14 protein-coding genes are annotated in these 13329 nt (G+C 65.7%); 10 read left to right on the forward strand and 4 right to left on the reverse strand.

Going from position 1 to position 13329, the window contains the following annotated elements; all coding sequences use genetic code 11:
- The first annotated feature begins 54 nt into the window (after positions 1-54).
- Genes AC3G7M_RS14485 through AC3G7M_RS14495 form a run of 3 tightly spaced genes read left to right on the forward strand, consistent with a single transcriptional unit; the run spans position 55 to position 2927 of the window.
- Positions 55-531, forward strand: coding sequence for an invasion associated locus B family protein (locus AC3G7M_RS14485; protein WP_489212825.1), 477 nt, complete (start codon positions 55-57; stop codon positions 529-531).
- 56 nt (positions 532-587) lie between these two features.
- A complete protein-coding gene (gene rlmN, locus AC3G7M_RS14490; RefSeq protein ID WP_489216056.1) occupies positions 588-1763 on the forward strand; it encodes a dual-specificity RNA methyltransferase RlmN in 1176 nt (391 codons plus the stop codon).
- A gap of 12 nt (positions 1764-1775) precedes the next feature.
- Positions 1776-2927, forward strand: a complete 1152-nt coding sequence (locus AC3G7M_RS14495; RefSeq protein WP_489212826.1) for a glycosyltransferase family 61 protein — start codon at positions 1776-1778, stop codon at positions 2925-2927.
- Between the two features lie 10 nt (positions 2928-2937).
- Here AC3G7M_RS14495 and AC3G7M_RS14500 read toward each other — a convergent pair whose 3' ends face one another.
- Positions 2938-3429 (reverse strand): copper chaperone PCu(A)C, encoded by a 492-nt coding sequence (locus tag AC3G7M_RS14500; protein WP_489212828.1) that lies wholly within the window; start codon positions 3427-3429, stop codon positions 2938-2940.
- 22 nt (positions 3430-3451) lie between these two features.
- Positions 3452-4210, reverse strand: a complete 759-nt coding sequence (locus tag AC3G7M_RS14505; protein ID WP_489212829.1) for a GolD/DthD family dehydrogenase — start codon at positions 4208-4210, stop codon at positions 3452-3454.
- Between the two features lie 174 nt (positions 4211-4384).
- On the opposite strand from AC3G7M_RS14505, the gene AC3G7M_RS14510 reads away from it, so the two are divergent.
- Positions 4385-4786, forward strand: a complete 402-nt coding sequence (locus AC3G7M_RS14510) for a c-type cytochrome (protein WP_489212831.1) — start codon at positions 4385-4387, stop codon at positions 4784-4786.
- Between the two features lie 120 nt (positions 4787-4906).
- Positions 4907-5716 carry an HpcH/HpaI aldolase family protein gene (locus AC3G7M_RS14515; RefSeq protein ID WP_489212832.1) on the forward strand — a complete coding sequence of 270 codons (810 nt, stop codon included), beginning with the start codon at positions 4907-4909 and terminating at the stop codon, positions 5714-5716.
- 35 nt (positions 5717-5751) lie between these two features.
- Here AC3G7M_RS14515 and AC3G7M_RS14520 read toward each other — a convergent pair whose 3' ends face one another.
- A complete protein-coding gene (locus AC3G7M_RS14520; protein WP_489212833.1) occupies positions 5752-6471 on the reverse strand; it encodes a response regulator transcription factor in 720 nt (239 codons plus the stop codon).
- 265 nt (positions 6472-6736) lie between these two features.
- Entirely contained in the window at positions 6737-7234 is a 498-nt protein-coding gene (locus AC3G7M_RS14525; protein ID WP_489212834.1) for a L,D-transpeptidase family protein, read from the reverse strand.
- Positions 7235-7443: 209 nt separating this feature from the next.
- Here AC3G7M_RS14525 and AC3G7M_RS14530 point away from each other — a divergent pair, with 209 nt between their 5' ends.
- The 5 genes from AC3G7M_RS14530 to AC3G7M_RS14550 all read left to right on the forward strand — a co-directional run bounded on the left by AC3G7M_RS14530 (position 7444) and on the right by AC3G7M_RS14550 (position 13329).
- Positions 7444-9171: a bifunctional protein-serine/threonine kinase/phosphatase gene (locus AC3G7M_RS14530; protein ID WP_489212835.1), complete on the forward strand. Its 1728-nt coding sequence runs from the start codon at positions 7444-7446 to the stop codon at positions 9169-9171.
- A 102-nt stretch (positions 9172-9273) separates the two neighbouring features.
- Positions 9274-9738, forward strand: a complete 465-nt coding sequence (locus tag AC3G7M_RS14535) for a GtrA family protein (RefSeq protein ID WP_489212836.1) — start codon at positions 9274-9276, stop codon at positions 9736-9738.
- A 16-nt stretch (positions 9739-9754) separates the two neighbouring features.
- A complete protein-coding gene (locus AC3G7M_RS14540) occupies positions 9755-10732 on the forward strand; it encodes a glycosyltransferase (RefSeq protein WP_489212838.1) in 978 nt (325 codons plus the stop codon).
- Positions 10729-11754 carry a glycosyltransferase family 2 protein gene (locus tag AC3G7M_RS14545; protein ID WP_489212839.1) on the forward strand — a complete coding sequence of 342 codons (1026 nt, stop codon included), beginning with the start codon at positions 10729-10731 and terminating at the stop codon, positions 11752-11754. Before AC3G7M_RS14540 ends, AC3G7M_RS14545 begins: the two co-directional genes overlap by 4 nt.
- A gap of 48 nt (positions 11755-11802) precedes the next feature.
- Complete coding sequence (locus AC3G7M_RS14550; protein ID WP_489212841.1) at positions 11803-13329, forward strand: efflux transporter outer membrane subunit; 1527 nt, start codon at positions 11803-11805, stop codon at positions 13327-13329.

Below are 13329 nucleotides of genomic sequence, written 5' to 3' on the forward strand. Positions count from 1 at the left end.
CGAAGCGCCCGCCTGCTCCCTTATCCCCTCACCATGCGCAAGATCTTCCTCACCGTGTCTACCCTGATCTCCCTCTCGGCTCCGGCCTTCGCCGCAGACAAGGCCACCGGCCCGATGTCGCTGGGCGTCTTTTCGGACTGGACCGCCGCCGAATACGGCGCGGGCGCCAGCCATGCCTGCTACGCCTTCACGCGGGCCATCGGCAGCGCCAAGACGCCGACCGCCGCGATGATCATCGTGACCGAGCGCGCGACCTCCCGCGACGAAGTCGTGGTCAATGCAACCGTCCCCTATCCGGCCAAGACCGAAGTCGCCTTCCAGGTCGATGACCAGCCGGCGATGTCCTTCTACACCTCCGGCAAAGGCGCCTTCTCCCGTGACGGCCGTGCGACCGTCATCGCGCTCCAGAAGGGCAATGGCGCCAACGCCGCCTGGGCCAGCAAAACCGACAAGAAGCATGTCGAGAAGTTCTCCCTCTCCGGCTTCAGCGCGGCCTATGGCGCCATCGTGAAGGCATGTCCCGCGAAGTGAACGCCATCCCGCCCCTGAAGACCCAGACAGAGGCCGCGACACCCTTCGTCGGCGCCATGCCGGAGGATGCCGCGCGCATCATGGCCAAGGCGGCCCTGTTTGCCCCGCCGCCCGCCCGCATGGCGGATGGCCGGCGCGAGCTGGTCGGCCTGTCGCGTGAAGAGCTGATCGAAGTCGTCCGCGACATCGGCGAGGCGCCGTTCCGCGCCAAGCAGATCTGGCACTGGATCTATCATCAGGGTGAGACCGACTTCGCGAAGATGTCCACCATGGCGAAGCCGATGCGGGACAAGCTGGCCGAGCATTTCGTGGTCGGGCGCCCTCTGGCCGCCGTCACCCAGACCAGCACGGATGAGACGCGGAAATTCCTGTTCCGCTTCCGCGACGGGCAGGAGGCCGAGACCGTCTATATCCCCGATCCGCAGGAAGATCGCGGCGCCGTCTGCATCTCCTCCCAGGTCGGCTGCACGCTCTCCTGCAGTTTCTGCCATACCGGCACCCAGCGCCTGATGCGCAATCTGGGTGCAGCCGAGATCGTCGGCCAGTTCATGGCGGCGCGCGACAGCTATGGCGAGTGGCCGAGCCCAAAAGGTGAGACGCCGCGCCTGCTCTCAACCATCGTGCTGATGGGCATGGGCGAGCCGCTGTACAATTACGAGAATGTCGCCAAGGCGATGAAGATCGTCATGGACGGCGAAGGCATCGCCCTCTCCCGCCGCCGCATCACGCTATCGACCAGCGGCGTCGTGCCGATGATGGACCGCGCCGGGGCTGAGCTTGGCGTCAACCTCGCCGTTTCGCTCCATGCCGTGCGCGACGATCTGCGGGATGAGCTGGTGCCGCTGAACCGCAAATACCCGATCGCTGAGGTCATCGCCGCCTGCCGGCGCTATCCCCCGGCGTCCAATGCGCGGCGCATCACGTTTGAATACGTCATGCTCAAGGGCATCAACGATACCGAGGCCGATGCGCGGGAGCTGGTGCGGCTGATCGCCGGCCTGCCGGCCAAGGTTAATCTGATCCCGTTCAATCCCTGGCCGGGCAGCCGATACGAGACGAGTTCGCAGAACGCCATCCGGCGCTTCGCCAATATCGTCATGGATGCGGGCTATGCCGCGCCCGTGCGCACCCCCCGCGGCCAGGATATCCTGGCCGCCTGCGGCCAGCTGAAAACGGAAACGGTCCTCGCCCGCCGCCGCGTCGGCACGGAGCCTGACGAAGCCAGCGCCTGAGTCCCCCAGGCCATGACCGGTGGTGCCAGCCCCGTGCAGCCCGTGCTCGAAACGATTGACGCGCTCGACGCACTGGCCGCCAGAAGCATGGGAATCATCCGGCGCGAAGTAGCACCTGCCTTCGGCGGCGTGCCCCGGCTGCCTCTGATCCCCGGCACCGAGGGTTTCGCGGGACACTGGCTGCCAGACTATCACGGCCGGGATACCGGCTGGATCATGCATGATATCGCCTGCTACTCCCTGCTCGGCGCACGCGTCTCCGGCGCCGGAAACGTCTGGTGGCAGGACCGGCTGGTGACGGCGCCCGCGGTGATGCCGGACTATGTGGCCGATGCCCTGGCCGCGGCCGCGGGCGGAAACCCCCAGCTTTGGGCCGAGGCGCGGCTGCCCATTCGTCATATCGACGCCCCCTGCCTCCTCGCGACCGGCCATGGTACAGGCGTCTATGGCCACTTTCTGGTGGAAATGCTGTTCCGCGTCCTGGTCGCGCGTGCGGCCTTCGCCGGCACCGGCCTCAACTTCCGCATCCTCTTGCCCGTGCGATCGCCGCAGTGGCTGCTGGATATTCTGGAGCAGCATCTGCAGATCCCGCGCAGTGCGATCCTGTTCTACGATCCGGCGCAGGAGCAGGTGGCGCTGCGCCATGCCATCCTGCCCACGCAGATCTTGCAGCCGGGTGGCTTCCACCCCGGCGCCAATGCGATGATCGATCAGCTCATCCACAGGCTCGATCTCGATCGGGTTGCGCCCACACCAGCGCGGGTTTTTGCCGTCCGCCGTGGCTTCTACAACCCGGCCGCGCCCTATCGCGTCTGCATGAATGAGGATCGTCTGGTCGAGATCGCGGCACACCGGCACGGCTTTGCGGCGGTCGCAGCCGAGACGCTGAGCTGGCGCGAACAGGCCGCCCTGTTCCACCGGGCCGACATCGTGCTGGGGCTGGCGGGCAGCGGCTTGCACAATGCGATCTTCGCACGGCCCGGCAGCCGCTTGGCCTCGCTGGGCGTCATGAACGCCGTGCAATCGGATATCGGCACGCTGCGCTTGCAGCACAATGCGTTTCTGATGCCAGGGGTCGCCGTCAGCGGCCAGTTCACCATCGACGAAGACCTGTTTACGGCTTTTCTGGATGCGGTCTGTGCCTGGCCGGGTGCCGTGGCTTAACGCCTCATCCCTACATCTTCATGCCCGCCATACCGCCGGACGCGGGTGCCGCGGCGGGCGGCAGATAGGTCATCGGCTGCACCGTCACCGTAACGGTGATGGAACCTGCATGCGCGAAGGTGAGCGTCAGGGGAAACTGCTCACCCACCGTAAGCGGCTGGCTCAGTCCTTCGAGCATGACGTGATAGCCATCCGGCGAGAGGACAATCGGCTGCCCCGGCGCCACCGGCAGCGACCCCACCGCATCCATCACCATCAATCCGTTCACCATATGGCTTTGATGCAGACTGGCGCTCTGCGCGATGGGCGTGGACACGGCGGTGAGCTGGTCGGGCGCGCCCGTATCGGTGACGGTGAGATACACGACCGCCGGAATCGTTGCGATGGGCGTGACGCGCGACCAGGCCCCGGTGACGGTGATATCCGCGGCGATGGCCGGGATAGCCACGGCAGAGGACAGACATCCTGCCGCCGTCAGAAGCCCCAGCCATCGCCGCATCATGTCGCTCCCGTCTGTGCCGCCGTCAGGTGATCGTATAGCCGCCGTCAATCACCAGATTCTCGCCATTGATCATGCCCGCCGCGCGGCTGACGAGATAGAGCACGGCATGAGCGATTTCCTCGGCCTCGCCGAAGCGGCCGACCGGGATCTTGGCGCGGAAGCGGTCCCCGCGTTCGCCGACCCAGGTCATCTTGCCCATGGGCGTGTTGATGACGGTGGGTGAGATGGTGTTGCTGGTGATGCCCTTCGGCCCCCATTCCAGCGCCAGCACCTTGCTCATGCCGATGATGCCGGCCTTGCTGGCGCCATAGGCCACATGATCGTCGAGCGCCACCAGCGCCGCCTGGGACGCCATGCTGACGATGCGGCCGTAGCCGCGGTCTATCATGTGGCGGCCCACTTCGCGCGAAAACAGGAAGGGTGCGCGGAGATTGACGCTCATCGTCAGGTCCCAGACGTCGTTGGAGAGGTCTACCGCGGGTGCGATGACGCCGACGCCGACATTGTTGACCAGGATGTCGATGCGGCCGGTGCGGGCGATGATCTCAGCCACTGCGGCTTCGACCGCGGCGGCATCCCGCACATCGACCACAAGGCCGAAACCATCCTGTCCGAGGCCAGCAGCAACCCCCGTTACCTCGGGATTGGAATCGACGAGAACAATGCGCGCGCCTTGTTCGGCCAGCAGGGTCGCGATGCTGAGCCCGATGCCGCGCGCCCCGCCGGTGACGAGCGCGACCTGGCCCGAGAGGTCATAAGCTGCGTCCACTGATCCTGGCATGTCTTCCCTCGCCTTTGTTTTCATTCTTAGGCAGCACGATTGTTGTGCTGCCTTGCTTTATCCCATGGGCCTGCCATGGCGCCAAGCCGCCGGTCGGCTCTGCCGAAACCTGTAAGGAGACCGTAAGCCGCGCCGCCTAGCCTCCTGCCAAACCTGAAAGATCCGAGGATGGTGATGACACGGCTTGCTTCCGTTCTATTGGCCGCAGTGGCCCTCGGCACCGGCATCACGAGTGCCTTTGCGGCCGACGCGGCGCGCGGCAAGCTCGACTATGGCATGTGCTTCGGCTGCCACGCCATCGGGCCCCATCCGCGGGTGAAAGTGGGGCCGCCACTCGACGGGATTGTCGGCCAAAGATGGGCCTCCTATCCCGGCTATCCCTATTCAGCCGGGCTGCGTGCCGGCGGCAAAGCCGGCAAAACCTGGACGGACGCAGCCCTCAATGCCTGGCTGAAGAACCCATCCGCCATGGTTCCGGGCACCAGGATGCATTTCATGGGCCTCGACGCTGCGCGCGACCGTGCCGACGTGATCGCCTATCTGGCCCAGTTCAATGCCAAGGGGCAGCAGCGATAAGGAGCTGACCCAGTCCACTATGGCCGTCTGGCGCAGTTTGGTCCCGGACGTTAGGCTCGCGTGCGGGGACTGAAGCGGGGGACAAACCCCGCCGGTCCACCGTCGAGGGAGCACCTGACCATGAGCCAGCCACCGATCAGACCCAATCGGCTGCGGGAGATTACGGCCGCCGGGGATGCGGCCATCAATGGTTGGCTTGGCATCGCAAGCGTCATCTCGGCCGAGGTCATGGCGCATCAGGGCTGGGACAGTCTGACCATCGACATGCAGCACGGCATGATCGGCTACAATGATCTGGCACCGATGCTGGCCGCCATCTCCACCACGCAGACAGTGCCGCTTGTGCGCGCACCCTGGCTCGAACCCGGCATCCTGGGCAAGATCCTCGACGCCGGCGCCTATGGCGTGATCTGCCCGATGATCGAGACGGCGACCGATGTCGAGGCCTTCGTCACAGCGACGTCGTATCCGCCGCGCGGCCGCCGCAGCATGGGACCCATCCGCGCGGCGCTATATGGCGGACCGGGCTATACCGCCCATGCCAATGACACGATCCTGCGCTTTGCGATGATCGAAACCCGCGGCGCGCTGGACAATCTCGATGCCATTCTGGCCGTCGACGGGCTGGACGCGGTCTATATCGGCCCGTCTGATCTCTCACTGGCCCTCGGCCGGCCGCCGCGCTTCGACCAGGACGATCCCGTGGTGCTGGAGGCGATTTTGGATGTCGGTCGCAGAACCCGCGCTGCGGGGCGCATCGCCGGCATCCATAACGGCTATCCGCCCTATGCCCGCCGGATGATCGCGGCGGGTTTCAATTTCGTGACGGTCGGCACCGATACGATGTTTCTGGCGGATGGATCGCGCGCCATGCTGGCGCAGATCCGGGACGATCCGGCGGACGCGCCCCAGCCGGGACGCAGCTACTAGACGAAAGGCGGGGCACCTGCGCCCCGCCTTTCCCCTCAATTCGCCTTCGGGTCCAGCCGATAGCCGCCGGCTTCAGTAATCAGAAGCTGCGAATGGCTGGGATCGGGCTCGATCTTCTGCCGCAGACGGTAGATATGCGTCTCAAGCGTATGGGTCGTCACGGCGGCATTGTAGCCCCAGACCTCGTTCAGCAGCACCTGGCGCGCGACCGGCTTGGACCCGGCCCGATACAGGAACTTCAAAATCGCCGCTTCCTTTTCGGTCAGGCGGATGCGGCGGTTCTTGATCGGCTCATGCAACAATTTGGTCGCAGGACGGAAGACATAGGGCCCGATGGTGAAGACTGCGTCTTCGCTATTCTCGAACATGCGCAGCTGCGCCCGCAGACGCGCCATCAGCTCCGACAGGCGGAAGGGTTTCGAGACATAGTCATTCGCGCCCGAATCGAGGCCGCGTACGACATCCGTCTCTTCCGCCGACCCGGTCAGCATGATGATCGGCATCTTGAAGCCGCGCGCCCGCAACTGGGTACAGAAATCGCGCCCATCACCGTCGGGCAGACTGACGTCCAGGATAATGGCATCGTAGCGCAAGCCGGGCCTGTTCAAAGCCTCATCGGCTTCGGCAACGGATGACGCCTCAGCCGCCCAAAATTCACCATCGACCACCAGCTGCTCTGCCAATGTAGACCTCAGCGCCAGATCGTCGTCCACGATAAGGATGGAACGCTCGTCCCCGCTTGGTTTGTCTGCCACTGTGACCCTCTCATTCTGAACAAGCACATCTGCCATCGATCCACTCCGGTTTCGGATGAGAAATCAGGCTCGAAACGATAAGGCACAAAGTCGCACCTTACCTATGAATACTGTTATGCAGCGCCTAATCGAACGCTCTACGGCTCCGATATGGTGGCGCTCACGAGGTTTACTATAGTTTGTGAAGTATTTCCCCTCAGATGATCCCACCCAATCCACGCTTCAGCCTGGCCGACGCCGCCTCGGCGGCGACTGCCATCCCAGCTTACGGCGCCTGCACCTCTATTCCCGTCAGCCCCTTCGCCAAGACATCCCGCAAATGCGCCAGATCCAGCGCAATGCAACCCGCCGTCGGCGCACGATCCGGGGTCGTGACATGCAGAAAAATCGCTGAACCGCGGCCAGCGACGACCGGCGAATCGTTCCATCCCAAGATCCCGATGACATCATAGACGGAATCGCTGCGCCACAATGCTTCATGTCGGCCGCCATAGGGCAGTCGGACCCTGCAATTATAGGCGGCGTCGGCCGGATCGTCGCACCAGCCGTCGCGCGGGCCGATCGGCTCCAGCGGCACAGCGGCGCGGGGCGCGGCCAGACGGTCAGCCCGGTACAGCAGCCGCCGCAGCGGCATCAACCCGACCGGCGTGCCACCGTCTCCCTCTTCCTTGTCGCGCCGAATGCCGCCCCGCCCGAAACATGCGGGATAGCGATCCGGCCCAAGGGTCAGAAATCCATCCGGGGTCAAAACTGCATACGCCATAGCCAGTTCGCTAACCCGTGATTGTGGCAGCGGTATGCGACGGATCACATAAACAAATGAAATTCTTATAAGAATTTATTTAGCCGGGGCCCGCTCGCCCGGCCTCAAAATTGCGTGGCATCCAAGCGGGCTCCCATTGCGACAGGTGCTCGGACAAAGCTATGCGCCTTTGCCTGGTCCCTAAATCCGGTTCTGAAACGCGAGTCCTGATGAGCCTTACGCAGACCATGACCCGTCGCATCGATCTCGCCGGCTGGGTCATGACCGAGACCCTGCGCGCGGGTCCCGGCAGCGCGGGCGTGGTCACCACCGGTCCCGCCGATATTGGCACGATCCCCGGCCCACGCCGCGGCATCCTGGCCGCCGTGACGCAGGAGACAGGGATGGCCGCCGGCACCGAACCGCGCGAGTCGGTCGCCATGCTCGCGCTATCGGCGCTGGTGGACGGATATTACAACGCCCGCCCAACCTTTGGCCAAGGCCAGGCTCTGGCCCAGGCAGTGGAAGCGCTCAATCGCTGGATGTTCGCGAGCCACGGGCTTGATGCGACCGAACCCGGTCTTGCCACCTCGCTATCCGCCCTTGTCTTCGCGGGCCATCGCGTCGGCCTCATCCAGATCGGCGCCGGCCTTATCCTGAGGGTCCGCGCCGGCGAAGTCATGCGCATCTCCACGCCGCAACTGCTGCGACTGGCCCCGGGGCGCTTGGCGCCACGCCGCGCACTCGGCCATGACAGCCATATCCTCCTGGATTATCAGGAAGACACCGCCCTGGCCGGGGACCGCTACATTCTCATCAGCGACATCCGCGACACCCGGGGCGGCCGCATCGACACCACACCCCTGCTCGCTTTGTGCCGCGCCGCGACCGGCCCTGGCGCCATCGCCGATGCCATCGCCCGCTTCGCGCCTGAGGATGACGGCGCCGCCGCGACCGCCGCCGCCGCACGGAGCGTCATCCTGCTGGATATCGAAAGCCTGCCCGAGCCGACGGTCGCCGCGACCGAGGCCAGCCTGACCGACCTGCCCTCCGGCCCCATTCCCCAGGACGGCGACAACCTGGACGGCTATACCATCGGGCGCACGCTGCATCGTGGCGCCTATACGCTGCTGAAATATGCCGTGGACACCCGTTCGCGCGAGCCGGTGGTGCTGAAATTCCCGCTTCCCGCCATGCTCAATGACCGCGTCTTCCAGGCCGGCTTCGCGCGGGAGAGCTGGATAGGCACCAGCATCCACAGCCCGGTCATCGGGCGCATCATCCCGCCCGAGCCCGAGCGCCGGTCCCAGCTTTATATCGTCATGCCCTATTACCGGGGCGAAACGCTGGAAAGCCGGATCGCGCGGGAACCGCGCTTCTCACTGCCCGATATCGTGGCGATCGGCTTGCAGCTCGCCCAGGCGGTTGAGGATCTGCGCGCCGTGCAGGTGCTGCATCGCGACCTCAAGCCCGACAACATCATGCTGCCCAATGGCGGCGGGCTGCGGCTGCTGGACCTGGGCCTTGCCTATTTGGCAGGCATGGAGACGGGAACCGCGCAGGGGCTGGCCGGCACGCTCCGCTACATGGCGCCGGAGGTGCTGCGCGGTGCCGCCCCCGATGACCGCACCGAGGTCTACGCCCTTGGCACCATCCTGCACCGGCTGGCGGGCTTCGGCCGCTTCCCCCGTCCTGGCGCCGATATTGCGGCGGCCCTCGCCCGCGGCCGTCCTGATCTGCCGCCCCGCCTGTGCGCGGTGATCGCATCCACGCTCGAAACAGACCCCGCCCGCCGGCCGCAGAATGCGGGAGCGCTGGGCCGCGCCCTGTCGGAGGCGCTGCAGGACGGTTCCGGCAACCGCGTCTCCGCCCGCCGCTTCCTGGAGCCCCTGCAGCTGTGGCGCGGATTGTCCCTGGTCCTCGGCCTTCTGCTGCTCCTGGCCCTCGCTTTGCGCTGAAAGGTGCCCCGTCACGCTGCCTTGGAAAAGCCGGCGTGACGGGGCACGGAGACGATGCTAATAGCCCACGACGACGGCGAAATGACCCAGAAAGACAGATCTTTGCCCGACGCTGTTACCCGGCCGCACGCGCCCGTGGCCCCCAAGTCCGGCGTAGCGGGCATGATCGACCGGCATGGCCTGTTGATGCGGCAGTTCCTGCAATTCGGCGTCGTCGGCACCTTCGGGTTCCTGGTCGACAATGCCTTCGTCTATACCGCGCATTATGGGTTCGGGCTTGGCCTCATCCTGGCGGGCATCCTCTCGTTTTTCGTCGCCGCGACGGCCAATTGGTTTCTCAACCGCATCTGGACATTCCGCGGCGCCAGCACCGGGCGTCTGCACCACGAATGGCTGCGCTATCTGGGCAGCAATGCCATCGGCTTCGTGCTCAACCGTGGCGTCTACATAGCGCTGATCGCCACCAGCGCCCTGTGCGTCAGACATCCGATTCTGGCGCTGGCCGCCGGGTCCATTGCCGGCCTGGGGGTCAATTTCGTGATGTCCCGCCGGGTCGTCTTCCGGTGACGGGCCGCCGATGCTGATGGGCGACCAGCCCTCACCTTTCCGGCCTATCGCGGAATCCTCGGCCGACGCGCCGCTGCTCGCCGTGCTCATTCCCTGCCGCGATGAAGCGGTGACGATCGCGGCAGTCGTTCAGGCTTTCCGGGCGGCGCTGCCGACCGCCGCCATCCATGTCTATGACAACGGCTCAACCGACGGTACCGCCGAAATCGCCAAGGCCGCCGGCGCCATCGTGAGACGGGAGACGCGGCCGGGCAAAGGCAATGTCGTGCGCCGCATGTTCGCGGAAGTGGAGGCCGATGCCTATGTCCTGGTCGATGGGGACGGCACCTATGAGGCCGCCGACGCCCCGGACATGGTGCGCCTGCTGCTGCAGGACGGACTCGACATGGTCACCGGCGTGCGCGTCGGCAGTTCGCAATGGAGCTACCGGCGCGGCCATCGGCTGGGCAATCGCGTGCTGACCGGGATCGTGCGGAACATCTTCGGCGACCGGATCAGCGACATGCTGTCAGGCTATCGCGTCTTCAGCCGCCGCTTCGTCAAATCCTTCCCCGCACTCTCGACCGGATTCGAGACCGAGACGGAACTCACCGTGCATGCGCTGGAACTCGGCATGCCGCTGGGTGAGGTCCGCACCCGCTACCAGGAGCGGCCCGAAGGCTCAGCCTCCAAGCTCCGCACCTATCGCGACGGCATCCGCATTTTGCGCACCATCGTCAATCTGGTGCGCGAGGAACGGCCGCTGATGTTCTTTTCGGGCAGCGGCTGCGCAGCGATTGTGATCGGCCTCGGTCTCGGCCTGCCAGTGGTCGCTGAATTCATGCATTCGGGGCTGGTGCCACGTCTGCCCACCGCCATCCTCGCCCTCGGCTTCATCAGTCTGGGCTTCCTGTCCATCGCCTGCGGCCTGATCCTCGATACGGTCGCGCGCGGCCGCAAGGAAGCGAAGCGCATGGCCTATCTGTCGATCTGCAGCTTTCCCCCGCGGCTGTGACGGCGATCCGCGCTGACCGGCTGCCCGAGGCCGCCAGCTATGACGCGGATATCATCATTCTGAGCCTGGACCGGCCAGATGACACCGAGGCCGCCATCGTCTCGGCCCTCAGCCAGACGGGACTGACGCGCCAGGTCATTGTCCTCGACCAGGGATCGACGCCGGAAAACCTTGCCCGCTTCACCCGCCTGATCGACGGACGTGCCGATGCGCGGCTGGCGGAAGCAGGCGGCAATGTCGGGGTGGCCGGCGGCCGGAACCGGGCCAGCGCCCTCGGCGAAGGCCGGGTCATCATCGCGCTCGACAATGACGCGGTCTTCGCGACCCCTGACACGGCGGCGCAGGCGGTCGCGGCGCTGGACGCGACGGCGGATTGTGCGGTTGTCGCTTTTCGCATTCTGAACGGCGACGGCAGCGCCGACGACCACGCCTGCTGGGGCTATCCCGATGCGCTGCGTCCCCGCGCGGCCGAGCGCTTTGCCTGCGCGACCTTCGTGGGCGCCGGCCATGCCATCAGCCGCCGGGCCTGGGTGGAGGTCGGCGGCTACGATTCGGCTCTCGAATTCACCTGGGAGGAATTCGATTTCGCACTCCGCGCCATCGCCCGCGGCTGGCATCTGCGCTACGACGGCACCCTTGCCGTACATCACAAGCGCGCGACCGCCGCACGCATCGACTGGGGGGATAAGCGCTGGTTTCTGTATGTCCGAAACCGCCTCTACATCGCCCGGAAATGGCGCCGGCCGGCCGTCGTTCTAGCTGCGCGGGCGACAGCTTACGCCCTGAAAAGCTTCAGAATAGGGCTTCCAGGACAGGGTTTGCGGGGTATCCGCGCGGGATTGTCGATGCCCCTGCCGCATCCCCCCGCACCGATCGGCGAGGCCGCCGCCGCCTATCTGTGGCAGACCGACGGACGCTGGCGCGGTGGTTTTTGGCAACGCCTGCGGCTTGAGGTATTCGCCGCTCTGCCATCATCCCGCCAGACCGGTGCCGGAAATAGCTCCGTTACAAATCGGCGATAGGTCCTGCCGCCTGATACTGAAGCCGAACGCCCACCCACAGAGGATTGCGTGATCTTTTCCCTCCGCCGCCTGACGCTCGGCCCTATCGGCCTGCTGACCCTGTCCCTGCTGACCGGATGCGATGTCGGACCCGACTATCATCGGCCGGCAACGGCTGTGCCGCCGGTCTTTACATCGCCCGGCGCACAGACCACGTCCAATGCCGGTCCCGCGCCGCTCTGGCCTTCGGCCAATTGGTGGGAAGGGTTCGGCTCGCCCCAGCTCAACCAGCTGATGGCCGAGGCAGAGGCGCATAATTACACGATTCAAAGCGCCATCGCGGCCGTGGAGGCGGCGGACGGCGCCGTGCGCGTCGCGGGTGGCGCGCTGCTGCCCACGCTCAGCACATCGCCCGGCGTCTCCTGGAGCCAGGAGAATGCCGGAGGCTCCAGCAAAACTGGCAGCATTGTCTCCAACAGCAACGGCACCATCACCCGCGTCGGCAGCGGCATCGTCGATACCCGCACCTATAGCGCGGAACTCTCGGCCTCTTATGAAATCGACTTCTGGGGCAAGAACCGCGCGACCTTCAACGCGGCGGAAGCCAGTGCGATGTCGGCTCGCTATGCCGCGCAGGTCACCGCGCTGACGGTGGTTGCTGAAGTCGCCGATACCTATTTCTCCGCCCTTGCTTATCAGGATGAGATCCGCGTCGCAGAGGCCAATCTTAAAACCGCTGAAGACCTGCTGAGGGTCGAGCAGGGGCGTCTGGCCGCCGGCTATTCCTCGATCCTCGACGTCGCCCAGCAGGCCGCCCTCGTCGCCGGTCAGCGCGCCGATGTGCCGAACCTGATCTCGCTCGAGAAGCAGGAGGTCATCGCGCTTGGCATCCTCGTCGGCCGGCCGCCGGAGGAGATCACCATCGACCCCGGCACGCTCGCAACCCTCGGCTCGCCGCCCGTGGTGCCGGGCCTGCCCGTCGAGCTTCTCCGCCGCCGCCCGGATGTCGCTGAAGCGGAGGCGACGCTTATTTCTGCTGTCGCCACAACGCGCGCCGCCCGCGCTGCCTTGTTCCCGTCCTTGACCCTGTCCGGCTCGATCGGCTGGAGCAACGGCGCGCTGAACGGCCTTCTCTCTCCGCAGTCGCTCATCATCAGCGCAGCGGCGAGCGCTTCTCAGACGCTGTTCGACAATGGCGAGCTGTCCGGCCAGGTCGCCGAGGACCGCGGCCTGGCCAAGGAAGACGCTGCCTCCTATCAGGAAGCGGTCCTGCAGGCCTACACGGATGTGGAAACCGCGCTCACCCAGGTGAATTATAGCCAGGCGCAGGAAGCCCTAGAGCAGATCGCCGTGCAGCAGGCCAGATTGGCGACCACGGTGTCGCGCGCCCAGCTCGACGCCGGCACGGCGGATATCACGACGCTGATTACCGCCCAGCAGACCCAGCTGACCGACGAAAACACGCTGGTCACCGTCCAGCTTGCGCGCCTCGAAGCCTATGTCGCGCTGTTCAAGGCACTCGGCGGCGGCTGGCAGCAGGGTGAAGCTGCCACGGCCCATCCCGTTCCCGCTATCAACCCCTCGATCATTCCGTGA

Source organism: Acidisoma sibiricum (assembly GCF_057837225.1).

Coding starts and splice junctions, on each gene's coding strand:
- rlmN (WP_489216056.1), top strand. CDS start 588: ATGCCGGAGGATGCCGCGCGCATCATGGCCAAGGCGGCCCTGTTTGCC.
- AC3G7M_RS14495 (WP_489212826.1), top strand. CDS start 1,776: ATGACCGGTGGTGCCAGCCCCGTGCAGCCCGTGCTCGAAACGATTGAC.
- AC3G7M_RS14500 (WP_489212828.1), bottom strand. CDS start 3,429: ATGATGCGGCGATGGCTGGGGCTTCTGACGGCGGCAGGATGTCTGTCC.
- AC3G7M_RS14505 (WP_489212829.1), bottom strand. CDS start 4,210: ATGCCAGGATCAGTGGACGCAGCTTATGACCTCTCGGGCCAGGTCGCG.
- AC3G7M_RS14510 (WP_489212831.1), top strand. CDS start 4,385: ATGACACGGCTTGCTTCCGTTCTATTGGCCGCAGTGGCCCTCGGCACC.
- AC3G7M_RS14515 (WP_489212832.1), top strand. CDS start 4,907: ATGAGCCAGCCACCGATCAGACCCAATCGGCTGCGGGAGATTACGGCC.
- AC3G7M_RS14525 (WP_489212834.1), bottom strand. CDS start 7,234: ATGGCGTATGCAGTTTTGACCCCGGATGGATTTCTGACCCTTGGGCCG.
- AC3G7M_RS14530 (WP_489212835.1), top strand. CDS start 7,444: ATGAGCCTTACGCAGACCATGACCCGTCGCATCGATCTCGCCGGCTGG.
- AC3G7M_RS14540 (WP_489212838.1), top strand. CDS start 9,755: ATGGGCGACCAGCCCTCACCTTTCCGGCCTATCGCGGAATCCTCGGCC.